This is a genomic window from Deinococcus aerius (genome assembly GCF_002897375.1).
Classification (GTDB): Bacteria; Deinococcota; Deinococci; order Deinococcales; family Deinococcaceae; genus Deinococcus; species Deinococcus aerius.
The window spans coordinates 28,955-53,546 of the sequence record NZ_BFAG01000001.1; the positions used below are offsets into that span (position 1 = coordinate 28,955).

The window sequence follows — 24,592 nt, forward strand, 5'->3', positions numbered from 1 at the left end:
CATGCGGCGGGGGTGGCTCCTGATTCCCGGCGCGGCCCTGCTCGCCGCCGGGCTCGCCGACCTGCTGGGCCGCGCGGCGGGGTGGGGTGCCCTGGGACCGGGGGACCGCACCTCGCCCCGCGTCGCCCTCACCTTCGACGACGGGCCGGGCGAGCGGACGGGGGAACTGCTCGCCGTCCTCGCCCGGCACGGGGCGGCGGCCACCTTCTTCGTGACGGCCCCCGCCTGCGCGGCGCACCCGGACCTCCTGCGGGCCATGGGCGAGGCGGGCCACGAGATTGAGGCGCACGGGCGATGGCACACCCACGCCCTGCACCTGCCCCCGTGGCGGGAGTGGGCGCAGGTGCAGTGGCATCCCCGCGCCACCGAACCCGGCCCGCACCTGTACCGCCCCCCCTACGGCGGGCACGGCCCCCTCACCCGCCTCCTGGCCCGCCTCGCCCGCCGTCAGGTGGCCCTGTGGGACGTGGAGGGCCGCGACTGGACCGCCGCCCCCGCCGCCGACCTCGCCGCCCAGACACTCGCCCGGACCCGCCCCGGCAGCGTGATCCTGCTCCACGACGGCCCATCGGTCACGCCCGAACTGCTTGGCCGGCTCCTGGTGGGGCTGCGGGAGCGCGGGCTGGCCCCGGTCCTCCTGCGCGACCTGCCCCCGCGCCGCATCGGGTGGCGCGAGGGGCTGCGGCGGGTGCGGGCGAGCTACGGGCGCTGAGGGGAGGGTTCCGTCAGCAGGGCGCGAAGCCCCGCGGCAATGACCGGGAGCGCCCCCGCCGGGCCGACCCGGGAGAGCCCGGCCAGGGACGCCCGGGTCCGCCGCGCGCCGTTCGTCAACAGGGCCGTGACCTCCCCCGCCACCGCCCCCGGGTCAGCCGACACCACGCTCAGCGCCTCGCCCAGCAGCCGCCCCTGACGGCGGGCGAACCCGGGCGTGTACTGCGGCCCGCGGGTGGGAAAGGCGACGACCGGCACGCCCAGCCCAGCGAGCTGCTCGTTCGCGGTGCCCGCCGTGCCGACCGCCACGTCCGCCGCCCGGGCCACCGCCCCGAACGCACCGCGCAGCAGGGCGACCCGGGTGCCCTCACCGTGGGCAACGGCCATGCCTTCCCCCGCCTCCAGCGTCCAGCCCTGGGGAAGAGTCACCTCGTCCCACCCATGCGGCCAGGCGGCGAGGGCGGCCACCTCCGGCACCCGCGCCGCCGCCCGCAGCATCAGGGGCAGGCTCTCCCGGTGGTCCCCCCGCGAGCCGGGGAGCAGGGCCAGCACGGGCCGCCCATTCGTCAGGGGGGAGAGGTCCCGCTCGGGCGGGGGCAGCACGTCCATAGCGAAACTCCCCGCCCAGCGCGCCCGCACGCCCCGCTCCCGGTAGTACCGGGCCGTCGCCGCGTCCCGCACGAAGACGGCCTGCGCTCCCCGCGCCAGCCGCAGCTCGTAGGGCATGGGCAGGTTCGCGCCCAGGGCATTGGCCTCGCGCAGCGCCCCGCGCAGGTCCAGCCCCTCCAGGTAGTGCGCGCTCAGCAGGGGCTGCACGTGGACGAGGGGCAGCCCCGCCCCCCGCGCCGCCCACGTCCCCACCATCAGGGCGTAGGCGTCCCCCACCACGACGACCGCCCCCGCGTCCCGCGCCGCCCGCCGCGCCGCCCGCCACTGCCCCAGAGAGGCGCCCACCAGCCCCGCCCGCAGGTCGGCCCGCAGGTTCCCCGGGCTGCCGAAGGGAAAGCCGCCGCTGGGCAGGTCGAGGGCGGGACCGATTCGGGTCACCCCTGGCAGGCCCCCGTACGCCCGCCCGGCCCCGACGAGCGGCAGCACCCGCGCCTCCCCGTGCAGATGGGCGAGCAGCCGCGCCCCGATGAGGTCCTCCGCCGTGCCGTTCGACAGGAGCAACGCGGGCCGGGTGGGGAGAAGGGTCACGCGAAGGAGGATACCGGGCGGGCCGCGGCGTGGTAGGAATGAGGGCGGTGAACGATTTCGACGCCCTGCAAGCTGTGATCCGCCGTCTAGCAGCCGAGCGGCAGGCCGAACAGCGGGCCTGCGAGGCTTTTCTGAACGCCCTGTACCACGCCCTGCGAACGGCCAGCGGCCCCGGCCTGCCGCTGAACAACGTGACGTTTGACTTCACGCCCGATCCCGCCGAGCGGCTGCGCCCCCCACCCCCCGGCGGTTGGCACGCCGCCTGGCTGAGATTGGGCCTGTGCGAGGTCCTCGTGCGGGTGCGGCGCGACGAGGGGGCCTTCGTGGGCGAGTACGGGGAGGGGGGCACCTTCCACCTCACCGGGGTGACCGAGGACGACCTGATCCTGCTCGCCCGGCGCCTCCTGCGCGACGTGGCCGCAGCCTACGGGGGCGGGGGGCTCGTGGGCCGCTCGGGTATGCCGCTGAATTGAGGGACGTTCGATGGGCGGAGGTGGGCTGGAACCGCACCGAAGCAGGGGGATGGTGGGCAGGAGGCGCCGGGGGGCAAACGTGTTCCCGCTGACATCTCGTCCTCCCGGCAGGGTGAACGATCCCCTCATGAAGAGTACCCGGGCCGCCCGACTGTTCGTCCTCGTCCTGCTGGCCGTCGGGGGGGTGGCGCTGGCGCAGGCCGTCACCTCCACCCCGCTGCCCAGTCTGCGGCCCGCCCTGAGCGGCGAGCGGCGCTTCCTCACCCTGCCGGGTTTCGGGCGGGTGGCCTATTACGCGGACCCCCGGGGTGGGGGGCGCCCGCTCGTGCTGACCCATTCGGTGAACGCCGCCGCGAGCGCCTACGAGATGAAGCCGCTGTGGGACGCCTACGCCGGAACCCGGCCCGTGTACGCCCTGGAGTGGCCCGGCTTCGGCAGCAGCGACCGCCCCGACGTGCGCTACACCCCGGAGCTGATGACCTCGGCCCTGACCGCCCTCGTGAACGAGCTGGGCACCGACGTGGACGTGGTCGCCCTGAGCCTGGGGAGCGAGTTCGCCGCGCGGGCCGCGCTGGGGGAGCCCCGCATCCGCACCCTCGCCCTGATCAGCCCCAGCGGCCTGGGGCAGCCGCGCGGCGGCACCCAGGAGGCGAGCGCCGAGGACGGCGGCGAGCGGCTCTACCGCACGCTGAACGCGGTGGGCACCCCGCTCTACGCCCTGCTGCGGACCCGGCCCAGCATCGAATACTTCCTGAGCCGCTCCTTCCGCGGGCCGGTGGACCGGGGCCTCGTCGAGTACAGCCTGGAGACGAGCCGCCAGCCCGGCGCGAAATACGCCCCGCTGTACTTCATCTCCGGGGGGCTCTTCACCCCGGACGCCTACCGCGACCTCTACGGCAAGCTGCGCGTGCCCGTCACCGTGCTGTACGACCGCGACGCCTTCGTGAGCTTCGACCGCCTGCCGCTGTTCACGGCGCAGCCGGGCGTGAGCGCCGAGCGGATCGAGGGCACCGACGGCCTGCCCCAGTTCGAGCGGCTGCCGCAGGTGCGGGCCGTCCTCGACGCCTTCTGGGCCGCGAACCGCTGAGGGGATGCGGCAAATGAGGCAGCGCCCCGCCCCCGCCCGTGTCACCATGCCCCTCATGACCGAGGACGCCCATGCTCAGGCCAATGCCGAACAGGTTCGTGTGCTCAGGGAGGCGCTGGCGGGAACGGAGCAGGTGGGGGAGGAAGTGGCGGAGACGGCGGAAGGCGCCCCGGACCTCTCCGCGGCTCCCCCGGCCCCGCAGCCCTGACCGGCGCGGGGGCACCCCCCCGGGACCCTCCAGGTTTCCCCAAGCTCCCTTCCACCTTTCGTAAAGCGCGGATCACCACCCCCGGCGGGACTTCCCACACACTGGGGCATGGAAATCGTCCTCGTGATGGCCGCCTCCACCATCCTGCTGATGGTCCTCGCGTTCCTCTCGCTGACCCGGGAGGACCGCGAACTGGCGAAGGAAGACCCGCAACGGGTCCCGGACCACCGCCGCACCGCCTGAGCGGGAGGGGCCGCGCTCAGGAGCCCTGGCCGCCGAGAGGGGGCGCCCTGACCCGCCGCTGGTGATCTGTCGTTCGTTCCACGGTGGTGGAGGAATTTATAACAGCAGATGAAGGATCGAAGTCCTACCCTTCATCCAGGCCATGACCGTCCTTTCCACTATCCCTCCGCTCACTTCCTTCTGGACCCAGGGTGGTCGGCTCCATGTCTGCCCCATGCCGGATGGCGTTTACCTTTCCGTCGAGCGGCACGGCATCAGCTCGCAGGAGCTGACCCTGTCCCGCGAACAGGCGCTGGACCTGCTGCGGCTGCTTCAGGAGAACTTCGCCGGGGAGGACGGCTGATGTTCGGCCCACCCGGGGGCGAGCCGGACCCAGGCTGACCTCCTCCCCCGGCTGCGGCTGGAGTACCCGGGAGTACCCGGGCTTAAGATGGCCGTGTTCCGGGGGGCCGCTCAAGGGACCCTTGAGGGAACTCCGCTGCCGGGATCTTAGGTTTGACTGCGACGGGGTCGTTCGGGCAAACGGCGAGGAGGGCGTGCTGCAACGCGCGGCCGAACACGCGCGCGACGTGCACCACGTTGAGCAGTTCCCGCCCGAACAGGTACACGAGATCCGCGCGCAGGTCCGCGACGGAGCTGACGGGAACCCCGCCGCCCGCGGCGCGTAGGACCGTCGGCGCCCCGGGCCGCCCATTTGGCGGGCCGGGGCGCTGCCCTCTTCAGGTTAGGGCTTCACGACGATATTGATGATCCTTCCGGGCACGTAGATCTCCTTCACCGTCGTCTTGCCCTCGACGAAGCGGGCCACGTCGGGGTTCGCGCGGGCGGCGGCCAGGGCCTCCTCCTGGGTCGCCGCCCTGCTGATCTCCACCTGGCCGCGCACCTTGCCGCTCACCTGCACGCCGATGGTTATGGTGTCGCGGGTGGCGGCGGCCTCGTCCACCTCGGGCCAGGGCTGGACGTGGACGCTCTGGGCTCCGCCGCGTTCCATCCAGATTTCCTCGGCGATGTGGGGCACGACCGGGGCCAGCATCCGGTTAAAGATGTCCAGCGCCTCCTCCCAGGCGGGGGTGGCGTGACTCGGGCTGCGCTTGGCCTTCACCAGCGTGTTCGTCAGCTCCATCAGCGAGGCGATGATCGTGTTGAAGCTCAGACGGTCGAAGTCGCCCGAGACCTTTTTCAGGGTGGAGTGGACGGCGTAACGCAGCTCGGCCTCGGTGACCTTTTCCTCCGGCCCGACCGCCTTCTCGTCGAAGTACAGCGCCCAGATGCGCGACAGCCACTTGGAGGGGCCGTTGATGCCGCTGGGGTCCCAGGGGCCGCCCAGTTCCCAGGGGGCGATGAACATCAGGTAGGCGCGCACCGTGTCCACGCCGTACTCTCGCACCAGATCGTCGGGGTCCACCACGTTGCCGCGGCTCTTGCTCATCTTCTCGCCGTCTGGCCCCAGGATGATGCCCTGGTTGCGCAGTGCCCGGAAGGGCTCGCTCAGCGTGGTCAGGCCCATGTCGCGCATCACCTTGGTCCAGAAGCGCGAGTACAGCAGGTGCAGGATCGCGTGTTCGATGCCGCCCGTGTACAGGTCCACCGGCATCAGGTCCGCCTTCGCAGGATCGAAGGGATGCCCGTCGTCGTGCGGGGACAGGAAGCGGTACATGTACCAGCTCGAATCCACAAAGGTGTCCATCGTGTCGGTGTCGCGCTCGGCGGGGCCGCCGCAGACGGGGCAGGTCGTGGCGATCCACTCGCGGTCCAGCTTCAGGGGGCTCTGACCCGTGGGCGTGAACTCCACGTTCTCGGGCAGGCGGACGGGCAGTTGGTCGTCGGGAACGGGCTGCGCGCCGTGTTCGGGGCAGTACACGATGGGGATGGGCGTGCCCCAGTACCGCTGGCGCGCGAACAGCCAGTCGCGCAGGCGGTAGGTGGTCTTGGGCTGCGCCACGTTCAGCTCGGCCAGCCGGTCAATCACGGCGGTGATGTGTGCCTTGCCGCCCTTCATCCCGTGCAGCGGCCCCTCATTCACGATGATGCCGTCGCCACTGTAGGCCTCCGAGACGGTCGCCACGTCCATCGGCTCGGCGCCCTCGGGCCGTACCGTCTCGATAATCTCCAGCCCGAACTTGCGGGCAAAGTCCAGGTCGCGCTGGTCGCCGCTCGGCACAGCCATAATCGAGCCCGTGCCGTAGGTCACCAGGACGTAGTCGGCGACCCAGATGGGGATTTGATGGCCGCTGACCGGATGCGTGGCGTAGCTCCCGGTGAACACGCCCGTCTTTTCGCCCTCCTGCTGGCGCTCCACGTCGGTCTTGCGGCCCGCCGCCTCGACGTAGGCGCGCACCTCCTCGGCTTGCTCCCTGGTCGTCAGCGCCGCCACCTTGGGATGCTCGGGGGCCAGCACCAGGAAGGTCGCGCCCATCAGCGTGTCGGGGCGGGTGGTGAACACCGTCTCGGGCCCGGCGGGGGTGTCGAAGGTGATCTCGGCGCCCACCGACTTGCCGATCCAGTTCGTCTGCATCAGGCGCACGCGCTCGGGCATGTCGGTGCCGGAGAAGTCCAGCAGCTCATCCGCGTAGTCGGTGATCTTCATGTACCACTGGCTCAGGTTGCGCCGCTGGACGGGGGTGCCGCAGCGTTCGCAGGCGCCGTCCACGACCTGCTCGTTCGCCAGCACGGTCTGGTCCTTCGGGCACCAGTTCACCAGGCCATCTTTCTTGTAGACCAGGCCCCGCCGGAAGAACTCGGTGAAGAACCACTGGTTCCAGCGGTAATACTCGGGGTCGCAGGTGGCGAACTTGCGGCTCCAGTCGATCATGGTGCCCATCCGCTTGAACTGCCCCGTCATGTACTCGATGTTCGAGTACGTCCACACCGCCGGGTCCAGGTTATTGCGGATCGCCGCGTTCTCGGCGGGCAGCCCGAAGGCGTCGAAGCCCATCGGGAACAGCACGTTGTAGCCCCGCATCCGCAGCCAGCGCGCCCGCGCATCCGGCGCCACGTTCGCGTACCAGTGGCCGATGTGCAGGTTGCCGCTGGGGTACGGAAACATCGTCAGCGCGTAGAACTTGGTCTTGGAGGGGTCCTCGTGGAAGGTGTACAGCCCTTCTTGCTCCCACCGCTCCTGCCATTTGGGCTCGATGGCGTGCGGGTTGTAACGCTCGGCGCGCGGCTCCTGAATCTCGATCTTGGTCATGTCGAACACTCCTTGGAACAAAGAAAGCGCCCCGGCCACACGCAGCCGGGGACGCACGAACAAGCTCTTGGGCTAGTCGTGTCGTCCCCGGCTGGTAAGCGCAGAGCGGATCATGGAAGACAGTGTAAAGGAGTTGCCGGAAAGGGGGAAGAGCCAGTGGGCGGAGGGTGGGCGCATCATGCGCTCATGAATTCTCCCGGCTGGATTGCCCTCGGCCTGCTCGCGGCCCTCGGCGGGGCGGGCGTCACCGTCTTTGGCAAGCTGGGGCTGGAGGGCGTGAACCCGACCCTGGCCACAGCCCTGCGCGCGGTCATCATGGCGCTGGTGATGGTGGCAGTGGCCCTCGGGACGGGCCAGCTCGGGGCGCTGATGGGGGGCAAGACGCACCTCAGCGGGCGCGCGTGGCTCTTTATCGTCCTGGCGGGAATGAGTGGGGCGGGCTCGTGGCTGGCGTACTTCGCCGCGCTCCGGGTGGGGCCGACCGCCGGAGTCGCGGCCCTCGACCGCCTGAGCCTGGCCTTCATCTTCCTCTTCAGCGCCCTGGCCTTTCGGGAGCCCCACGGCTGGCGGGGGTGGGTGGGCGTGCTCGTGCTCCTCGCCGGGGTGTACCTGATGGCGAGCGACCATTAGCCGCGGGGGCCATTCATGGCCTTCAGGGCGACGACTCGATCCTTTGTCATGCTGAGCGAACCGGGGTGTCTCCTGGGGCTCTGAACGCGGCTTCACCCCAGCAGGCTCGCCACCGCGCTCACCGTCAGCGCAATCACGACCGTCCCGAACATGTAGGAGAGGACGGCGTGCTGAAGGAGCAGCCCACGCATCGCCCGCGAGTTGATGTTCGTGTCGCTGACCTGGTACGTCATGCCGATGGTCAGACCCAGGTACAGGAAGTCGCGGTAGTCGGGGTCTTTCAGGGTCCCGCCCCCGTCGAGGAACAGCACCCCGCCGCCGTCGCGGTAATAGCGGTGGGCGTAGTGCAGGGTGTACTCGGTGTGCAGCAGCAGCCACGAGAGCACGGTCGTGAGGGCCGCGAGGGTGGTCAGGCCCACCGTCTGCCCCGGGTCTCGGTGCGCGAGGTCGAGGGCGAAGCCCACCCCCAGCAGGCTGACGAGCGCCGCCGAGACGGTCAGCAGCAGGGCCACCGCCCGGGTGTCGTCCTCGCGCAGGGCGAGTTCCTGGGTCCGCTCGGGGCCGGAGTGCAGCAGTCTCGGCCACACGCGGCCCAGCACGGAGGCGCACAGGGCGCACCAGCCCAACAGCAGATGCGCGACCAGGGGCCATTCCCGGGGCGTCAGCAGGCCGACGATCAGGCCCAACCCCGCCCCCACCAGGAGCCTCACCGCGGCGGGCGGCGGGAGGGGACGGGAAGGGGTCACCGGCCCAGGATAGAGCGCGCCCCGTACTGCCTCTACGACCTGACGCCCCGCAGAAAGGCGACCCGCTTGGACACCCGCCACCCCCCGGCGCAGAAGTGGGGAGCCAGGGCCCGCTCCAGGGCAGCCCGGACCCGCCTCCGGTCCTCCCCGGTGAGGTGTTGAAGTGCGGTCATCGACTCCAGGTAGGTCAGCACAGGCTCGGGCGAAGGGAACACGAGCGCGCTGTCCAGAAAGTCCACCCGCACGTCGCCGAATGCCGCGCGCACCAGCCCTTCGCCGTTCTGCTCCGAGAAGACCGCCGATCCCGCCCGGCTGTCGAGCAGTCCGGCAAGGAGAGGTTCATCTGGCACCACCTCCGCCACCACGTCCCACAGTTCGGCCATGTACCCGGCGGCATTCGTCACAGCCAGAAACCGCCCGCCCGGACGCAGGACTCTTGCAAACTCCACCAACGCTGCTGGAACGTCCGGGACGTGGTAGAGCATGTGCCGGGCGGTCAGGACATCGAAGGAAGCGTCCGGGAAGGGGAGGGCGTCGGCGCCCGCCCGCACGAACTCGACCCCCGGGTACGTCTCGCGGGCACGTTCGACCATCCCCGGCGAGAGGTCCACGCCGACGAGTCGGCCCCGGTGCCCCTGGGCGTGCAGCCGTCCGGGAAAGTCACCGGGGCCGGTCCCCACGTCCAGCAGCGCCTCGTCCCCCCGCAGCGCGAGCAACTCGTCCACCCTCGGTTCCAGCCCCGGCCCGACCCCGTACCGCTCGTGCGTCTCGATGCGGACGCGCAAGTTGCGGTCGGTGGCGTACTGGGCGGCGACCTCGGCGGGGGAGTTGGCGGTCATGGGGTCAATCTACCCGCCCTGCCCCCTCCTGGGCTCCCGGAATGAGCGGCGGCAGGAGGGCCGCCTGGTAGAGTGGACGGCCCTCTTTTGTCCCTGACGGCTGAAAGCTGACGGTTGACCGCTCCCTCAGTACTGCCGCGCGAAGATCACCCGCTTGCCGTAGGCGGCGGGCCGCCCGGTATGGACGCAAACCCCGCCCTCCTCGCGCTCGGCGAAGAACTCGGCGTCGTCGAGGGGGATGTTGCGGATGGTCGCCTTGGTCTCGTCCTTGATCGCCTTCTCGCTCTCGGGGTCGCCGCAGTGGAAGGCGAGCACCCACTTCCCGGCCTCGATGGCGGCCCTGAACTCCGCGTAGGTGTCCACCTTGACGGTGTTCTCCAGCATGAAGTCGGTCGCGCGCCTGAGCAGCCAGGCCTGGATGCCGTCGAGACGGGCACGCATTCCTGCAATGGCCTCGGCGCGGGGCAGCGTCTCCTTCTCCTCGGCGTTGCGGTTCTTGACGACCACGACGCCCTGTTCCAGGTCGCGGGGGCCGAGTTCGATTCGCACGGGCACGCCCTTGAGTTCCCAGTCGTTGTACTTGAAGCCGTTCGTCACGCCGTCACGCCTGTCCACCTTGACCCGGAGGCCCAGGGCGCGCAGCTCGGCGGCCAGCCGCTCGCCTTCCCCCACCATCTGATCGAAGTTGTCCTTGCGGCCCACGGGAATCACGACGACCTGGATGGGCGCGATGCCCGGCGGCATGATCAGCCCGAAGTCGTCCCCGTGCGTCATGATGATCGCCCCGATGATGCGGCTGGAGATCGCCCAACTGGTGGTGTAGGCGTACTCCTCGCGCTGCTCCCGAGTCTGGAACTTCACGTCGAAGGCCCGGCTGAAGTTCTGCCCCAGGTAGTGCGAGGTGCCCGATTGCAGCGCCTTGCCGTCGCGCATCATGCCCTCGATGGAGTAGGTGGCGACCGCCCCGGCAAAGCGCTCGGAGGCCGTCTTCTCGCCGCGCACGACGGGCAGGGCGAGTACGTCCTGGCAGAACTCGTGGTAAAGGTCGAGCTGCTGGCGGACCTCGGCGCGGGCCTCCTCCTCCGAGGCGTGGGCGGTGTGACCCTCGTGCCAGTAGAACTCGCTCGTCCGCAGGAAGGCCTTGGTCCGCAGCTCCGCGCGAAACACGCTGCCCCACTGGTAGTGCAGGAAGGGGAGGTCGCGGTAGGAGTTCAGCCACCCGCTCCACATGTGCCCGATGATCGTCTCGGAGGTCGGGCGCATCACGTAGGGCTCGGCGAGCTTCTCGGTGCCGATCTTGTCCACGGTGAAGAGTTCGGGCGCGAAGCCCTCGACGTGGTCGGCCTCCTTCATGATGAAGCCCATGGGGATCAGGGTGGGAAAGATCAGCGACTCGTGCCCGGTCGCCTTGAAGCGGTCGTCGAGCCACCGCTGGATGTTTTCCCACAGCGCCGCGCCGTAGGGCCGCACGACCATCGCGCCCGCCACCGGGCTGTTGTCGGCCAAATCGGCCTTTTTGACGACCTCGTTGTACCAGTCGTTGAAATCCACGCTCTGGGGCGTCACCCCGTACTGCTGCGCCCTCTTATCCTGCTTGTCTCCACTGGCCGCCTTCGTCATAAAGGCCATCATAGCGGGCCATAGGAGGGGGGCCGAATCCGCCGCCTGGCCCACCGGGCAGGCCGAAGGGCGGGACTGGTAGGCTGCCCCCATGCTCAGAATCGGCTCCATCGTCTGGGGCGTGCGCGAGGTCCCCAGGGCCATCGACTTCTGGACTCGGGCGCTGGACTATCAGGTGAGGAAAAACCCGGACGAGACGTGGGCCATCCTGGTCCCGCGGGAGGGGCCGGGCGTACAACTGGCCCTGAACCTTGTAAGTTCCGACAAGCCCAAGCGTCACCACCTCGACCTCTACGCCAGTGACCAGGCGGCGGAGGTCGAGCGGCTGCTGGCGCTGGGCGCGAGCCGCGTGGACTGGCGCTACCCGGAGGGCGCCGACTACGTGGTTCTGGCCGACCCGGACGGCAACACCTTCTGCGTGGTGCAGACGTGACGGTCCCCACCCTCGCCCGGAGCATCGCCGCCCGCGCCGCTGGGGTTCCCGGTGTGGTCGCCGTCGCCCTCGGCGGCTCGCACGCCCGCGGCACGGCCCGCCCCGACTCCGACCTCGACCTCTGCCTTGCCTATGAGGCCGAGTATCCCTTCGACCTCACTGTGCTGAACATCCTGTGCCGCGACCTCGACGACTCGGGGACGGCGGAAGCGACTCCGCCCGGCGGCTGGGGCCCCTGGGTGGACGGCGGCGCGTGGCTGACGGTGGGCGGGCAGCGGGTGGACCTCATCTACCGGGAACTGGGGAGGGTGGAGCAGAGTGTGGAGGACGCGCTGGCGGGGCGAGTGACCCTGCACGCCCAGCCGGGGCATCCCCACGGTATTCACGGGCACCACTACGCAGCGGAACTGGCGTCGTGCGTCGTCCTCCACGACCCGCAGGGGAGGTTGGAAGGGCTGCGGGCGCGGCTGGGGGACTACCCGGCGGCATTGGCTCAGTCCCTCGAACGGCACTACGGCTGGTCGCCCGGCTTCTGGCTGGACGCGGCGGCCAAGGGCCTCAAACGCGGCGACGTGCATTACGCGCAGGGGTGCATGTACCAGGCGGTCATGGCGCTGGTGCAGGTCCTCTGCGCGCGGGGCTGTGCCTGGCTGCTGAACGAGAAGGGGGCGGTTGCCCTCGCGGGGGCATTGCCGGGCGCCCCCCGGGACTTCGAGGCGCGGGTGAGCGCTGCCCTCGCCGCCCTGGACCTGTCGGCCCTGCGGGAACTGGCCGCGGAGGTGGGGTGAAGTCGGGGCGAGCCCCAGGCCGACCCAAGCAGAAAGCGCCCCGGAGGGCGCCCGTTTGAGTTCGCTCAAGTGTAGGGTTACTTCTGATTTTCCCACGGCGTCCTGTCTGGGACGCAGTTTTCTTGCTGTGGGAAAAGTGCATAAACGCCTTTCAACGACATTCACTTTTCCCAATTGCAGGAGTGCGTCCAGCACGCGTTTCCAGCACGCGAGGCCAGCGATCAGGAGGAGGAAGACCCCGGCGATGAAGAACGTCCCTCATCATGGTGCCGACGCGCACGCGGCGACACGTCCTGATGTCGTCTACGGTGCGGGTGTTCTTCAGAGTTGCCGCTCCTTCATTTCCGGAGGAGGACGACGCTCTCCCGTGCTGGATCGCGCCCGTACACGGACATTTGCTGGGCGCTGTTCCCGCGGTAACGCGCCACCCAGGTTTGCTCCCACTCGAAGCCCGCGCGGGCGGCAACTTCGACCAGAAGTTCATCCACCGGAAACATGACGCCGCCATGGCGAACATTGCTGACCACCAGCGCCACCCGCCCGTGTGCAGCGAGGCGCTCGTGCATTCGCAGCAGGGCCACGTACATGTCCTCCAGGTATCCTCGCAGCATCCGCTCAACCCTCACGTCGGCACCACCTGCCGCAATCTTTTCCAACAGCCGGGTGGCGGCTTCCGGCTCAACGTAGTTGTCCGCATCCACGTCAGGTTTCTTCGCTTCCACATGGGAGCGGAGGCTGGTGTGGCGCAAGCTTAAAACGTCGTCGTTCTTCAACCCCGCACCCAGGAGAAGTTCCAGATGGAACACTCGCGTGTAGTCGTGCCGGTTCGGGTAGGGAGGGGATGTCAGCACGGCGTCAAAGGGTCCCTGCACCTCGTTGAGAGTGCGTGCGTCCGAAAGCATGACCTCTTGGCGCGCTGTGCCCAGGTGCTGAAGGTGGCGTGCCTCCTGAACGAAGCGTAAGGCTGTACGGCGGAATTCCTTAAAGACACTCCTCCAGGCGTCAGGTTTTTCCACCCACCTGAACCAACCGCCGTCCGCGTACGCGCGGCTCGTCTCGCGCAGCACATTCAAAAAGGCGAGGAGCAACAGGCCGTTGTCCCCGTGCGCGTGGATGGCCCTTCTAAGCCGCTGAAGGTTGGCATGCTCCGCCGGGGTGAACGCCCGTGTCAGGCGCTCGTCGTTCGTCTTGTAACGCCTCGAATCCGCGCGCGCAGTCATGACGACGCGTTCCACGTCATCATTCACCCGCTGCTCGTCGTACTTGCCCAGCTTCGCCTCACTCACCCGAACTGCGAGTGGCGAGAGGTCTGTTCCCACAGCGGTCAACCCCAGGCTTCGTGCGGCGAGCAACGTCGTGCCCGCCCCCACGAACGGATCCAACAGGGATTGCACCGGTCCGCGCCCGTCGTCGCGCCAATGTTGGACGAGTCGGTCGACCAGGGTGGGTGAGAAGCTGTGCGGGAAGTAGAACCAGTCGTAAACCGGACGCGTCTTCAATTCTGCGGCAGTGACCAGCTTGGCGAGGTCCGGCTTGTGCACGAACCCCGATGGGAGGATGAGCTCACGGGGTGGAGCTACGGTCACGTCAGGCCTTCGTAAACAGCAGGCATGACTCCCTGCGGAACGGTGACGTTAACGAGCTGGTGGCTCATCGGATTCAAACTCCGCAGGGCCGTCATGACAGCATCCCTCACGGTGACCCACTCCGCTTCTCCCGAGGGATTGTGGATGCGGTTCACCGTCTCCCTGAAGTCACCGTCGAACGTCACCAGCGTGTCGGACAGGCTGACGAGCGCAGCAGCAGCAATCCACGCGTCCTGGACGTCCAGCCGGGTATGGCTGATGAGCGGTTCTAGCACCACCGGCAGGACCGCCATCTGATCACGCTGGGTCCACTCAAACACCTGGATCTCGAAGCCGACGTGCTGCTTCACGCGGTCAATCGTCGCGGAAGCGACGTCAGTGATCCTCCGGTGGTCCTCCGGGGTAAGGAAGTGCTTCACGAGGTCAGAGCGATCATTCAGGCGTTGGCGTCCGCGAGGGCCCAACCCGATTGTCGCGAGCTGGGCGTTCAAATGGGATTCCACCGCGCTGTTCATCGCCTCGAACACGGACATGACCGAAACGAGGATGGACGCTTCCGCTTCCGCCTTCTTTTTCAGGTAGCTGAGTGCTCTTGCGCCCTTCGTGAGGTATTTTGCCTGGCCCTTGGGCATCCTGGCGCGCAGTGCTGCATCCAAGGCCGCCTCGTCGCACTCAGGCCCGAAGGGTGGAAGGTTCAACGTCTGCGCTACGGACAGGTAAGTGCCTGCCAGGGTAAAGGCGTTGGTGTCAACGAAGATGGTTTCCGCCAGGGTAAGAGGTCCGGTCACTCCGGCACAACCTCACTCGCCTGGAGGTCGAACGCCAACGCTTTTACGAAAGGCTCGGTGTAAGGCGGCGTTACGCCACCCAGGATGCCCTGCGAAATCAAACTGCTACACAGTTTTACGAGCGAGCGGGGCGAGGACTTCACGTCTTCGCGGACGAAGGCCAGGAACTCCTCCGGGAAGGGGTAAAGCGGGTTCGGCGCCTCAAACCCCGCTACTCTTGCCTTCACCAACCGGTTGTGAATCAACCGGTACCCCTGCTCATCGGTAAGGGGTTCAATGCGAAACATGTTCGTGCCGCCGTGAATGAAGCGACTCCAGAAGGCCGGTTCGAGTTGCCGGGTGATCTCCTCCGCCTGGGGCGTCATGCTGACCACGATCCAGAGGTGGTTTTCCTGACCGGTGACGTTCATCAGCCGCTTCAAAGTGCTGAGATACTCGTACGCCTGCTTGCGCGTGAGCGTGTTTTGAAGTGAGATTTCCTCGAATTCGTCAATCAGAAAGGCGACGCCCTCGGCGTTCTGCGTGCGCATCACACAACGGATCAGCGCCGCCATGTACGGTGCTTCCTCGTTCTCCGCCACGAGGGAGTTCTTGCCCGCGACGAAATCACGGTATTCGAAGTACGGCTTGTCCACCGTCTGCACGATCATCATGCCGAGACGGTGCGCGATCTCCTCGCGGTCGGTGATGCCGTCGGCGCGGATCGCCTCGGCGAGCTTGTGGACTTCCTCGTCCTGCTTCTTCTGCTTCTTTGTGTGCTGTAACCACGAGCGGAAGGGATTCGAGGAGATGCCCAGGTCAGGCTGGTACCCGCGGCTCACCGTCCGCAAGTACTCCCAGAGGGCCTTCGAGAACTCCTCACGGCCGATCTTGTTCAGCAGATCGTTCGCGAGCTTGTAGAACTCCACGCCGGGGTTGTCAAACACGAAGGGTTTGATTCGGCGCTGTGTGAACGCCACGTCCGCAAGCCACTGGAGAACGTAGCTCTTCCCGCTGCCGTACTCGCCGATCAACGCGTACGCCTTCGGTCCGCTCATCAGCCCGGCGAGATTCACGACGTGCGTCAGTCGTTCTTCCCAGGCTTCAAAAAGGAACTCGGCCCCTGACAGGGGTGGTCCGCTCCCAGCAGCTTCAAACGGGTTGTACTTCAACCCAAGGGGTTCAAACGGCTGTGTCATCAAGGTCTCCGATCTTCTCGTGCACTCGTGCGTGGGAAATGATGCGTCCTTGATCGTCCCTGAGGTAACCGCGCAGCTGAAATTCCTCCGCGGTTGCTGAACTCGCGGTGATTGTCGCGAAGGAGCGGGCGGTGGCGATCAAGTAGACGTACTGAGGATAACGTCGGGCCAGCCGTCGGAACGCCGCATGTGTGGCCTCCAACGTGGCATGCTGGTCGCGCGCGACGTTCAGCATCAGCGGACGGAGGTGCAGGGGCGTCCACGGGACGCCGGGCACGAGTTCACGTTTCAGGTACGGGAGGATGTCGACCTGTGAGTTCCGCGGGTCCGTGGCGAACATGATGGTGTGCCCGCCCTCACCCTCGAAGAACATCTCGTCCAGGACGTCCAGCTGCATCAACCAGTACCGGACGCCGTAGAAGACGGCTTGGACCTCGTCCTCGGTTTCAAGGGTCATCGCGCCCGCGGGCGACGTCATCACCACTCGCCAACGCCGCTGCCCCTTGCGCGCCGCCCCGGGAGTGGCGCCCTCCCGGGACGCGAGGGGAGTGTCCGCCAAGCCGGGAATGTCCTCGCTGCGCCACCGAACGGTTCCGGCACGCTCGACGAACGCTTCCAGTTCGGTTGCCTCCGTTCCGAACAACCACAGAAATACGTCGCGACAGTCGGCGTTCTCGACGACATGCCGGGCGAACTCCACCTTCTCCTTCGTCGTCAGTTGCTTCGAGTACCCTTCGGCCTGCGCGAGGTGTTCCACCAGCACGGCATCGGACGTCGGAACGTACAAGCGGCCACGCAGTTCAAGGAGGCCAAGGTGGTACAGCGCGTTGCGAACGTGGAACGTCGTCGTGCGTGAGATGCCCTTGCCTCGCTGAGTTGTGAGGACGCCCTCGCGTTTGACGAGGGCGTCCATCTCCTTGGCGGTGATGCCGTCCGGATGTTGTCTGAGGAGCAGGTAGAGGAGGTTGCGGGCGTTCACGAACGACACGTAGCGCATCCACAGCTTCGTGCTGCTCCGGCGCTCCCGGTTCGTCGTGTTCATGAGGCTGAGTTTAGCGAAAGACGCTGGGGGGGGGAAATCTCGGCGGGAGGCGCAGATGGTTTGATGCTGTTGGGGGACGCCCTGCGTACAGTTCCGCGTCGGTTTGGTGGTACACGACGACTCCGTGTCCGCTCCATTTCGCCGGATGCACTACGCCTCGCCAGGTACAGTCCCGAGTGCTCTTCCAGACGCTCGCCGGGGTCATCTGCGGCCCTCCTACACGCTGGCGTTCAACTCCCGCACAGCAGCAGCAAGAGCCTGCGCAGCGTTGCTTGCAATTGCATGACTGATCGTTGGCGATGTGACGAACAGGTTGGGGTGGAGGGCGTTGCGGCTGTTGCGAACTGCGTCCGGCGTAATGGCTCCAGTGCCAGCGCTGATGTACCCGTTGGTAGTACACCAGGTAATGAGGTCTGCGAGAGACTTCTTCTTGTGCTTCCCAGCAGGATCTTTCGCTACTGCGGTTTCACGAAGCATCCCTTCCAGCATCCCACCAATCAACACACATTGGGTCAGCGGCACTTGTGCACAAACGGTCTGATGCTCGTTGGCATAAAACTCAATGGCAGGGAGGTACGTATTCCCCGTACGGGTGGCGCCCCCACTTCGCCAATCCTGGACCGCCCGCGTGACCGCTTGGCACGTGGCAAGTCTCTTGCTGAACAACTGGCGGAGGGGCCCCAGCAATTGAAGAATCTCTCCTGGGGGTGGGAAGGATTGCAGGCGACCACGCACGACCCCTGGAATGTCACGCAGTTGAAAAACTGCGCCATTTCTCCAAAGGAGCGCCAGGGGTGCACCCAAAAGCTCAGCCAACCGGTTCAATTGTCGTGAAGTTGCTTGATCGTCTCCCCGGGATCGGGTGGCCTTCACTTCAACCACAGCCAGAATGACGCCTTCGAACAGAAGGACAGCATCCGCGCGCAGCGTACGAGTTCCCGATTCAACGGCGTATTCCCTGACAACTTCCCAACCCGACCGTTCAAGGGAGTCTACGACTTGCGTCAATTCGCGGGCTTCCCATCCTCGTTCCATTCAGCACCCTCAACGATCTTTTGAGAACACTCTTAAAAGCTTCACCGCCCAGGAACCCTTGCGCTCCACGTGATCTTTCAGGCTTCGGCGTTTTCGCTTCCCAGCCGGTACTTGATGTCGTAGTTTACGATGAAGTCCAGTTCCTCCGCCGTGAATCCGTACTCCTCGGCGAGGACCGCGTCCACTTGATCGTACAGGTCCTTCCCGACGCGGGGTTTGAAGCGTTCCACCTGAATGGCGCCCGTCTGGCTGTGCGTGACCCCGCCGAGGGAACTCGACCCGTCGAGGGCGTCCTGAATGGCCCGCGCCTGCGTGGTGAAGTCCCGCTCGAAGACGCCGTCCGGCACGGGGAACGTCGTGTAATCCGAGGGGTTGAAGTCACGGCAGTTCGTACGCACCTGGTAGAACCAGTAGAACAGGCTGCTGTTCAGCAAGCTGAAGGTCGTCGACAACGCCGCCTCGTCCCCCAGGGCCATGGTGCTTTCCCGGGTGGAAGCGCCCGCGGTTCCACCCCGCAGGAAGCGGGGCGGGCGGAGGGTGAACGTGAACCAATGCCCGACCCCGGTGATCTTGTAGTACACGTTGAAGCCCGTCCCCCTGGGGGACAGGCGCTGACCCAGCCGCGTGCGGACCCGGGCGAGCTTCGCGAGGATCGCCTCCTCGGTGGCTGAACTCAGCTTCGGCCAGACGTCCAGCGCCGCGTGCTGGGAACTCTTCACGTACGCCAACGTCTCGAACAGCACGGGCCGCTCCTCGGCGTACCACTTGTGGTACCTGCTCACGAACAGTGCCGGGGTCGCCCCGCCCGCGTTCTTGCGGGTCAGGAAGATGGCGACCCGGGCGTGGTTGATGCCGTCGAACAGTTTGCTGGGCCGGTCATCGAACGTGGAGGCGGCGATGAAGTCACTGCGGTCCTCCATGAACTTCCGCAGGACCTTCATCCGCTGGGTGGAGACGACCGGCTGCTGCACGATGAACCCGACGTACCCGCCCTCCCTGAGGATGTTGTAGCTGCGTTCCGTGCACAGGGCGTACAGGTTGCCGCTCTTCATCGTCTGGAAGTTCACCAGGGTGTACTTGCCCCGCACCGCGCTGACTTCCAGGTACGGTGGGTTGCCGACGATCACGTCGAACCCGCCCTCCTTGAGCACCCGGTAGAACTCCACGAACCAGTGGAACGGCCGGTGGGCGGCGCGCCACGCGGCGACGGCCTTCTTGTCCTTGACGTTCACCCCGTATTCCCCGGCGAGGTACGTGTTCAAGTTGTCCCCCAGCGCCGCGAGCCGGGCTTGGAGGTCGTGCTTCATCTCGTGCGTGCCGGGCAGGTCGGGGTGCAGCTGCCGGGCCTTGAACTGCTCGTACCTCCCGGCGAGGTCGGCCGCCTGCGCGGCGAGATTCTCCCAGGACACGCCGGAGGTGGTGAGGAGGCGTTCGCGCACGATTCGTTCCGCTTCCGCCTCGGACGCGAAGCCCACCAGGGTGTTGCCCGCGCGGAGGTTGAAGTCGATGTCCGGCAGGGGCTCCAGGCCGAAGTTGTCCCCCGCGTCCTCGGTTTTCTCGCTGGACGCGATGAGCTTCAGGAACAGGCGCAGCTTGGCGATCTCCACCGCTTCCGGCATCACGTCCACGCCGTGCAGGTTGCGCAGGATGATCTGCTTCAGGATGAAGTAATCCAGGGCGTGCCGCTTCCCCTCGGCGAGCACCGCCTGGAAGTCCGTGAGGCGCGTCGCGGCGTCCGCTGGCGGGAGGGCCGCGACGAACTCCTGCATGCGCTTCAGGCACGCGCGGTACAGCGGCAGCAGGATGTTCGCGGCGGCGAACAGGAAAGCCCCCGAGCCGCACGTCGGGTCGAGCACCGTAATCCCGTTGACCGCCCGCCACACGGCGCGCACCAGGTCAGGGCCGTCCGCGAACTCCACGACGTCTTGCAGGAACTGCCGTACGTCCAAGTTGCTGGTGACGAGCGTGCGCACGTCCGTCACCTCCCCCCGGCGCAGGCGGGCGGCGAGCGTCTCGTACCGCGCGCGGCGCGCCACATGTTCGCGCCACGTCTCCGTGGGCAGGGCGAACTGGGGGAGCGCCGCCCGGTTCCACGCCCGGCGCTTTTCCAACAGGTCCGGCTGCGCGGGGTCCAGACCGGCGGCGATGTCCTCCGGCAGCTCATGGGTGATGCCGTGCCGTGCCCAGCGGAAGATGTACCGGTCCGGGTCGGCTTGCAGCAGGCGCCAGACGCTGCCCTCCCCCTCGAACGCCACCCGGCAGTCCTCGATGGCGCGGTCGAGGATGAACGGCACGATCGCGTTGCGGGAGATGTACTCGGTGACGTCCTCCTTCGTGTAGTACGCGCCCATGTCCTTCTGGTTGATGTACTTCTCGAAGATGTGCCCCAGCACGTCCGGGTTGATCTCGTTCTCGTTGCGGCCGGGGCGGTCGTCCAGCACCCACTGGTAACTGTCGAAAAAGGCGAACACCCGCTCGAACGCGCTGTCCGGCACATCCAGCGCGGCGTTCGTCCGCTCGATGGGGTGCTCCTCGAAGAGCCCGCCGTTCAGGTACGGGACGCGGCCGATCAACCGTTCCAGGTTCGGGTCGCGGCCGGGGGAGCCGAGCCCGTCGTGGAACAGCCGCCGCAGGAACTGGCGGTAGAAGGTCTGGAACTGGTCGTCCCCCTGGCTTTCCTTCACGCTCGCCAGGCGGTTGCGCAGGTAATGCTGGTCGCCGTCCAGGTACCCCTTCTTCTGAATGAAGTACACGAACATCAAGCGGTTGAGCATCAGCCCGGCGTACCACTTGCGTTCGTCATCCAGGATGCCTTCCAGCGCGTCAGCGAACGCGTCGTGCTCGCTTTTGAAACGCCCGTAGAACTTGTTGGTGACCTTGTCGACGTCAAACGCCCGCCGCGCCTGCCCGGCGAGGGTGGTGGTGTCGAATTCACCGCGTTCGTCCAGGTGCAGGTCAACGTGCAGGTCCAGCAGGCGCCGCGCGAGGTCCAGGTTCGCCGCGCCCGCATGCCACTCGTGAAAGCGGGGCTGGAGGGGACGGCCCGGCTCGCGCTTCGCCCAGACCCACTCCGCGTGCTCACCCCGCAGGTCCTGGTAGATCACCAGCCGCTCCGCGGCGAGGGCGTTCAGGCGCTTTTCCAACTTGCGGATCGTGGCCCTGCCGGGCAGGTTCGGGGTGCTGGGTTGCGCCGTGAAAATCTGGAACTGTGCCTTCCGCGCGAGGGGCGTGAAGCGCACCTCCACGTCATCCTCGGCCAGCACGATGGGCCGCCCCCGCGCGACGTTCCACCCGAGGTGAATGAACAGGTCTTGCAGGTCGTTGCGGTTGAGGAGGGCCTGGAGTTCATCGGCGGTCGGGGGTTGGAAGGTGGTGGTCACGGTGGGGTACGCCTCGCGGGTGGGGACGCTCGGTCAGGCCTTCAGGCCCATCGAGCAGAGAATGCTGGGGTCTTTCCGGCTTCCCCTCGCCAGGGCGACGGTCAACCGGCCTTCGTTGCGGAGGTTGACCACCAGCTCGGCCAGCGTGGCGTCGCTGACGTTGAGCTTGAGTTGCGTGCGCAACGTGAGGCTGGTGGCTTCTTGCAGGGGCGCGGCGAGAAGATCGTCGAGGACCCTCCCGAGTTCCGGGCGGTCGAACAGCGGGCTGCCGCGGTTCACGTCGCGGATGTGACTGAGGCGCTCGTAGAGTTTGCGCCGCAGGGAACTGGGACCGCCGAGCGCTCCCACCCCCCCGTCGCCTTCCTCCTCGACCACCTGCCGCGCCGCCCTGCGGACGAGGTCGTGATGCTGTTCCAGCCGGGGCAGGGCGGGCGTGCCCGGCGCGCACGCGGCCGCCTTGAGGATCGTCAGTTGGCTTTCCGTGACGCTGTTCCCGTGTTCGTCCAGCCACATCAACGTGTCGTTGCCCTGGGGGGAGCGCAGGTACACGAGCGCTCCCCCGGGCGCGTCCGGGGTGGGGCAGTGCCCGCGCGTGCCGAAGGTGACGGGTTGCAGGGCGGGGATGAGTTCCTCCAGCCGCGGGTCGCGTTCGACGGCGTTCTTCCAGATCTGGTAGGCGTACGACGCCAGGTCCACCTCACCGTCGTCCTGGTCGTCGAGGATGCCGGACTTCTCGTTGTAGAGGTCGCGGAGAGCGGCCGCCTCCTCACTGCCCTCCCCGAAGAAGTCCTCGTCACTCCCGACGACGTCCCGCGCCGCCTGAAGGCGGGTGGCGACGCGCGCGCGCAGGTTGATCAGTTGTTCCACGCCGTCCGCGGGCAGGAAGGAGTACGCGTGGATGGTCGGTGCCTGCTGCCCGATGCGGTCCACGCGTCCGGCGCGCTGCACCAGACGGATGATCGCCCAGGGCAGGTCGTAGTTCACGACGACGTGGGCGTCCTGAAGGTTCTGCCCTTCGGAGAGCACGTCCGTGGCGAGCAGGACCCGCAACTCGCCGTCCACCTTCTGACCACGGGGGGCGAAGCGCCGGGCGAGGGCCGTCGGGTCCTTCGTGTCGCCCGTGACCGCGCCGAGGTTCGTCACCCCCCGCGCCCGCAATTGCGCTTCCAGGTAGCGGATGGTGTCCGCGAACTGCGAGAACACCAGGACCTTGTCCCCCGCATGGACCCGCGCGATCAGGTCGTGCAGCATGCTGAGCTTGCCGTCCTCGCCGGGGCGCCAGGCGCCCACCTCGTCCAGGATGGCCTGGAGGGCGTGGTTGTCGGCAAGCAGGTCCGCGCGGAGCGTCGCTTTGAAGAGGTGGGCGGGCAACCATTTGAACCGGCGGCTGTACGGCCCGGCGTACGCCTCGTACGCGGCCTTCGCGGACCGCACGTCGTACTCGGCGTCCTCGAAGCTGGGGTCGTCCTGCTCAAGCTGCCCGATGATCAGGTTCTCGTCCGTGTCGCGGGCGCTGAGCAGCCCGGCGTCCTGCGTGCCCACGGGAAGGTCAAGGTCATGCTCTAGGGCGTACAGGAGGACTGCGTTGCGCTGGATGTGGCGTTCGATGGACTGCACGAACGCGAACCCACTGCTTTCCAAGCGCTTGAAGAAATTCGTGCGCACAAACCCCATCAACCGGACGCCCGCGCGGGAGAGATCCCGCAGGACGCCGATCTGCGCGGGCGTGAGTGCCCGGGTTTTCATCTCGTGGATGTAGTTGCCCAGGCCGTACCGGGGCAGGCAGAGGTGCTCGAGGACGCTGACGACGCGCTCCTCGTACAGCCGCGCGTACTGCCCGCCGACGGGGAAGCTCATCGTCTTGGGGAGGCGCTTGGGGAAGTAGTAACGCTGACCGTCCGGGTACGCGAGGAACGACCGATCCGTCTCAGAGTCATGCTGGGCGTAGTTCTGCTGAATGAACGACCGGGTACGGCGCACGAGGTACAGCCGCATCAGGTCACGCCAGTCATCCGCGTCGCCGCTCTTCTCGAACGCCTGAATGGACCGGACGCCGCACTGGTGCAGCTGCATGAACGTCCGTTCGCCGTTCGGGAGGGACCGCAGGTACGCTTCCGGGCGGATGCCGAGGTCCCCGTCCTCGTTCAGGAACAGCCTCAGTTGGTTGGAGAGGTCGAGGTACGTCTTGTTGTAGGGCGTGGCGGTGAGGAGGACGACGTGGCTGTCGTTGCGTTCCACGTAGTCCTTCACGGCGAGGTACGTCTTGCCGTCGCGGTTGCGGAGGTTGTGGCTCTCGTCAACGACGACCAGGCGGTACCGCCGCTCCCGGGGCAGTTCCCGCACGGCGCGGGAGAGTGGGAGCACCTTGGCGCGCAGGCCGTACTCGTGAACGTAGGTTTCCCACATCGGCACGAGGTTCGGTGGGCAGAGGATCAGCGCGTCGAAGTACGTTTTCTCCACCATGCGCAGCAGGGCGCTGGTCATCACCGTCTTGCCCAAGCCGACGACGTCGCCGATCATCACCCCCCGCGTTTGGCGAGGTGGTGCGCGGCGATTTTCACGGCCGCCGCCTGGTAGTCGAATAGGGGCGTGGGGAAGTGCTCGGGCAGCACGAACTCCTCCACGCCGAGGCGTGCCTCCTGCGCGAGGTGGTAGGCCATCTTGAGGTAGATGTGGTACGGCGGCACGAGGTGCTCGCCCGCCCAGCTCTGCTCCAGCAGGTGCAGCAGGTCCTCGGTGAGTTCGAAGGTGAAGCGTTCGTTCCAGCGGTCCTCGAACCACCGGGCGAGCTTGTCCGTGGCGTCCTGATCGAGGGCGTCAATGTTCAGTTCGCCCTGGCCCCGCAGGCCTGAGAAGGTGAGGTTGCTGCTCCCCAGGTACGCAACCTTTTTCAGGTGGAAGTCGTGCCGGTGGACCAGGTAAAGCTTGGCGTGCAGGGGGTGCTTGAGGAACAGGCGGACACGGAGTTTCCCCTCGCGGATGTGCCGCGCGAGGGTGCGCAGGGCGCGCTCGTCCTCCCGGGTGGGCAGGCCGACCACGAGTTGCTGCCGGAAAGCTTCCACGATGCTGCGTTTCGCTTCCAGGGCGCGCCCCTGGTCCATCGGCTCTTCCTCGCGAACACCGAAAAGAGCCTGCACGTCCTCTTCCGGTGCGCGCTGCATGCCGATGAGCAGGCGGCAGCAGCCGTCGTCGCCTCCTGCGAAGTTTTCAATGCACCCGGCGAGGTGACGGTAGCCGCGCAGGTTGAAGTACCCGACGCTGAAGTCCGCCCGGTGGGCGAGGGCCAGGCTTTCCGTCAACGCGGGGAGGAGCGGCTGCTTGATGTTGTCGTAGATGGTGGGCACGTTGACCTTGATCAGCACGACCGCAGGGACGAGACGCGCTGCGGCGGTCCCTGCGGCGGGGTATGAGCGGAGGT

Annotated in this window: 23 protein-coding genes; 10 read left to right on the forward strand and 13 right to left on the reverse strand. The window is 67.4% G+C overall.

What is annotated here, in order from left to right; genetic code table 11:
• Position 1: 1 nt before the first annotated feature.
• Positions 2-712, forward strand: coding sequence for a polysaccharide deacetylase family protein (locus DAERI_RS00130; protein ID WP_103127466.1), 711 nt, complete (start codon positions 2-4; stop codon positions 710-712).
• Here the strand turns inward: DAERI_RS00130 and DAERI_RS00135 are convergent.
• A complete protein-coding gene (locus tag DAERI_RS00135) occupies positions 700-1,908 on the reverse strand; it encodes a lipid-A-disaccharide synthase-related protein (RefSeq protein WP_103127467.1) in 1,209 nt (402 codons plus the stop codon). The two genes, DAERI_RS00130 and DAERI_RS00135, sit on opposite strands and share 13 nt — an antisense overlap.
• A gap of 38 nt (positions 1,909-1,946) precedes the next feature.
• Here DAERI_RS00135 and DAERI_RS00140 point away from each other — a divergent pair, with 38 nt between their 5' ends.
• The 6 genes from DAERI_RS00140 to DAERI_RS00160 all read left to right on the forward strand — a co-directional run bounded on the left by DAERI_RS00140 (position 1,947) and on the right by DAERI_RS00160 (position 4,587).
• A complete protein-coding gene (locus DAERI_RS00140; protein ID WP_103127468.1) occupies positions 1,947-2,381 on the forward strand; it encodes a hypothetical protein in 435 nt (144 codons plus the stop codon).
• A gap of 127 nt (positions 2,382-2,508) precedes the next feature.
• On the forward strand, positions 2,509-3,468 hold the full coding sequence (locus DAERI_RS00145; protein WP_103127469.1) for an alpha/beta fold hydrolase: 960 nt from the start codon (positions 2,509-2,511) through the stop codon (positions 3,466-3,468).
• A gap of 55 nt (positions 3,469-3,523) precedes the next feature.
• Positions 3,524-3,676 carry a hypothetical protein gene (locus tag DAERI_RS22175; protein ID WP_165794011.1) on the forward strand — a complete coding sequence of 51 codons (153 nt, stop codon included), beginning with the start codon at positions 3,524-3,526 and terminating at the stop codon, positions 3,674-3,676.
• 108 nt (positions 3,677-3,784) lie between these two features.
• Positions 3,785-3,919 carry a hypothetical protein gene (locus tag DAERI_RS22995; RefSeq protein ID WP_268805731.1) on the forward strand — a complete coding sequence of 45 codons (135 nt, stop codon included), beginning with the start codon at positions 3,785-3,787 and terminating at the stop codon, positions 3,917-3,919.
• 214 nt (positions 3,920-4,133) lie between these two features.
• Positions 4,134-4,262: a hypothetical protein gene (locus DAERI_RS23000; protein ID WP_268805732.1), complete on the forward strand. Its 129-nt coding sequence runs from the start codon at positions 4,134-4,136 to the stop codon at positions 4,260-4,262.
• Between the two features lie 121 nt (positions 4,263-4,383).
• A complete protein-coding gene (locus DAERI_RS00160; protein WP_103127472.1) occupies positions 4,384-4,587 on the forward strand; it encodes a DUF1059 domain-containing protein in 204 nt (67 codons plus the stop codon).
• A gap of 56 nt (positions 4,588-4,643) precedes the next feature.
• Here DAERI_RS00160 and leuS read toward each other — a convergent pair whose 3' ends face one another.
• Positions 4,644-7,109, reverse strand: a complete 2,466-nt coding sequence (gene leuS / locus DAERI_RS00165; RefSeq protein ID WP_103127473.1) for a leucine--tRNA ligase — start codon at positions 7,107-7,109, stop codon at positions 4,644-4,646.
• Between the two features lie 186 nt (positions 7,110-7,295).
• On the opposite strand from leuS, the gene DAERI_RS00170 reads away from it, so the two are divergent.
• On the forward strand, positions 7,296-7,739 hold the full coding sequence (locus tag DAERI_RS00170) for an EamA family transporter (protein ID WP_103127474.1): 444 nt from the start codon (positions 7,296-7,298) through the stop codon (positions 7,737-7,739).
• 92 nt (positions 7,740-7,831) lie between these two features.
• Here the strand turns inward: DAERI_RS00170 and DAERI_RS00175 are convergent, their stop codons facing one another.
• The 3 genes from DAERI_RS00175 to proS form a co-directional block, all read right to left on the reverse strand.
• The gene (locus tag DAERI_RS00175) at positions 7,832-8,485 is read right to left on the reverse strand and encodes a DUF1345 domain-containing protein (RefSeq protein WP_235610146.1); all 654 of its coding nucleotides are present in this window, start codon (positions 8,483-8,485) and stop codon (positions 7,832-7,834) included.
• A 32-nt stretch (positions 8,486-8,517) separates the two neighbouring features.
• Positions 8,518-9,324 carry a class I SAM-dependent methyltransferase gene (locus DAERI_RS00180; protein ID WP_103127475.1) on the reverse strand — a complete coding sequence of 269 codons (807 nt, stop codon included), beginning with the start codon at positions 9,322-9,324 and terminating at the stop codon, positions 8,518-8,520.
• 126 nt (positions 9,325-9,450) lie between these two features.
• Positions 9,451-10,953: a proline--tRNA ligase gene (gene proS, locus DAERI_RS00185; RefSeq protein ID WP_103127934.1), complete on the reverse strand. Its 1,503-nt coding sequence runs from the start codon at positions 10,951-10,953 to the stop codon at positions 9,451-9,453.
• An 82-nt stretch (positions 10,954-11,035) separates the two neighbouring features.
• Between proS and DAERI_RS00190 the strand changes: the two genes are divergently transcribed.
• Positions 11,036-11,377 (forward strand): VOC family protein, encoded by a 342-nt coding sequence (locus tag DAERI_RS00190; RefSeq protein ID WP_103127476.1) that lies wholly within the window; start codon positions 11,036-11,038, stop codon positions 11,375-11,377.
• Positions 11,374-12,165: a nucleotidyltransferase domain-containing protein gene (locus DAERI_RS00195; protein WP_103127477.1), complete on the forward strand. Its 792-nt coding sequence runs from the start codon at positions 11,374-11,376 to the stop codon at positions 12,163-12,165. Before DAERI_RS00190 ends, DAERI_RS00195 begins: the two co-directional genes overlap by 4 nt.
• Positions 12,166-12,503: 338 nt before the next feature.
• On the opposite strand, the gene DAERI_RS00200 is transcribed toward DAERI_RS00195, so the two are convergent.
• From DAERI_RS00200 to DAERI_RS22540, 8 genes are all read right to left on the reverse strand, one after another.
• Complete coding sequence (locus DAERI_RS00200) at positions 12,504-13,706, reverse strand: DNA methyltransferase (protein WP_165794013.1); 1,203 nt, start codon at positions 13,704-13,706, stop codon at positions 12,504-12,506.
• A 41-nt stretch (positions 13,707-13,747) separates the two neighbouring features.
• Complete coding sequence (locus tag DAERI_RS00205; protein ID WP_103127479.1) at positions 13,748-14,539, reverse strand: hypothetical protein; 792 nt, start codon at positions 14,537-14,539, stop codon at positions 13,748-13,750.
• Positions 14,536-15,717: a hypothetical protein gene (locus DAERI_RS00210; RefSeq protein ID WP_133161928.1), complete on the reverse strand. Its 1,182-nt coding sequence runs from the start codon at positions 15,715-15,717 to the stop codon at positions 14,536-14,538. The genes DAERI_RS00205 and DAERI_RS00210 overlap by 4 nt, the downstream gene beginning before the upstream one ends.
• Complete coding sequence (locus tag DAERI_RS00215; RefSeq protein WP_103127481.1) at positions 15,701-16,759, reverse strand: hypothetical protein; 1,059 nt, start codon at positions 16,757-16,759, stop codon at positions 15,701-15,703. The genes DAERI_RS00210 and DAERI_RS00215 overlap by 17 nt, the downstream gene beginning before the upstream one ends.
• Before the next feature lie 216 nt (positions 16,760-16,975).
• A complete protein-coding gene (locus DAERI_RS21835; protein WP_133161929.1) occupies positions 16,976-17,767 on the reverse strand; it encodes a type I restriction endonuclease in 792 nt (263 codons plus the stop codon).
• A 104-nt stretch (positions 17,768-17,871) separates the two neighbouring features.
• The gene (locus DAERI_RS00220; RefSeq protein ID WP_103127482.1) at positions 17,872-21,174 is read right to left on the reverse strand and encodes an Eco57I restriction-modification methylase domain-containing protein; all 3,303 of its coding nucleotides are present in this window, start codon (positions 21,172-21,174) and stop codon (positions 17,872-17,874) included.
• A gap of 33 nt (positions 21,175-21,207) precedes the next feature.
• Entirely contained in the window at positions 21,208-23,694 is a 2,487-nt protein-coding gene (locus DAERI_RS00225) for a DEAD/DEAH box helicase (protein WP_201262690.1), read from the reverse strand.
• The gene (locus DAERI_RS22540) at positions 23,694-24,536 is read right to left on the reverse strand and encodes a phospholipase D-like domain-containing protein (RefSeq protein WP_201262691.1); all 843 of its coding nucleotides are present in this window, start codon (positions 24,534-24,536) and stop codon (positions 23,694-23,696) included. The genes DAERI_RS00225 and DAERI_RS22540 overlap by 1 nt, the downstream gene beginning before the upstream one ends.
• Positions 24,537-24,592: the final 56 nt, after the last annotated feature.

Excerpts from the sequence above, each read along its gene's own strand:
- DAERI_RS00225 (WP_201262690.1), bottom strand. The coding sequence starts at position 23,694 with ATGATCGGCGACGTCGTCGGCTTGGGCAAGACGGTGATGACCAGCGCC.
- DAERI_RS00170 (WP_103127474.1), top strand. The coding sequence starts at position 7,296 with ATGAATTCTCCCGGCTGGATTGCCCTCGGCCTGCTCGCGGCCCTCGGC.
- DAERI_RS00180 (WP_103127475.1), bottom strand. The coding sequence starts at position 9,324 with ATGACCGCCAACTCCCCCGCCGAGGTCGCCGCCCAGTACGCCACCGAC.
- DAERI_RS00145 (WP_103127469.1), top strand. The coding sequence starts at position 2,509 with ATGAAGAGTACCCGGGCCGCCCGACTGTTCGTCCTCGTCCTGCTGGCC.
- DAERI_RS00130 (WP_103127466.1), top strand. The coding sequence starts at position 2 with ATGCGGCGGGGGTGGCTCCTGATTCCCGGCGCGGCCCTGCTCGCCGCC.
- proS (WP_103127934.1), bottom strand. The coding sequence starts at position 10,953 with ATGGCCTTTATGACGAAGGCGGCCAGTGGAGACAAGCAGGATAAGAGG.
- leuS (WP_103127473.1), bottom strand. The coding sequence starts at position 7,109 with ATGACCAAGATCGAGATTCAGGAGCCGCGCGCCGAGCGTTACAACCCG.
- DAERI_RS22995 (WP_268805731.1), top strand. The coding sequence starts at position 3,785 with ATGGAAATCGTCCTCGTGATGGCCGCCTCCACCATCCTGCTGATGGTC.
- DAERI_RS00210 (WP_133161928.1), bottom strand. The coding sequence starts at position 15,717 with ATGACACAGCCGTTTGAACCCCTTGGGTTGAAGTACAACCCGTTTGAA.
- DAERI_RS00190 (WP_103127476.1), top strand. The coding sequence starts at position 11,036 with ATGCTCAGAATCGGCTCCATCGTCTGGGGCGTGCGCGAGGTCCCCAGG.
- DAERI_RS00140 (WP_103127468.1), top strand. The coding sequence starts at position 1,947 with ATGAGGGCGGTGAACGATTTCGACGCCCTGCAAGCTGTGATCCGCCGT.
- DAERI_RS22175 (WP_165794011.1), top strand. The coding sequence starts at position 3,524 with ATGACCGAGGACGCCCATGCTCAGGCCAATGCCGAACAGGTTCGTGTG.
- DAERI_RS00215 (WP_103127481.1), bottom strand. The coding sequence starts at position 16,759 with ATGAACACGACGAACCGGGAGCGCCGGAGCAGCACGAAGCTGTGGATG.
- DAERI_RS23000 (WP_268805732.1), top strand. The coding sequence starts at position 4,134 with ATGCCGGATGGCGTTTACCTTTCCGTCGAGCGGCACGGCATCAGCTCG.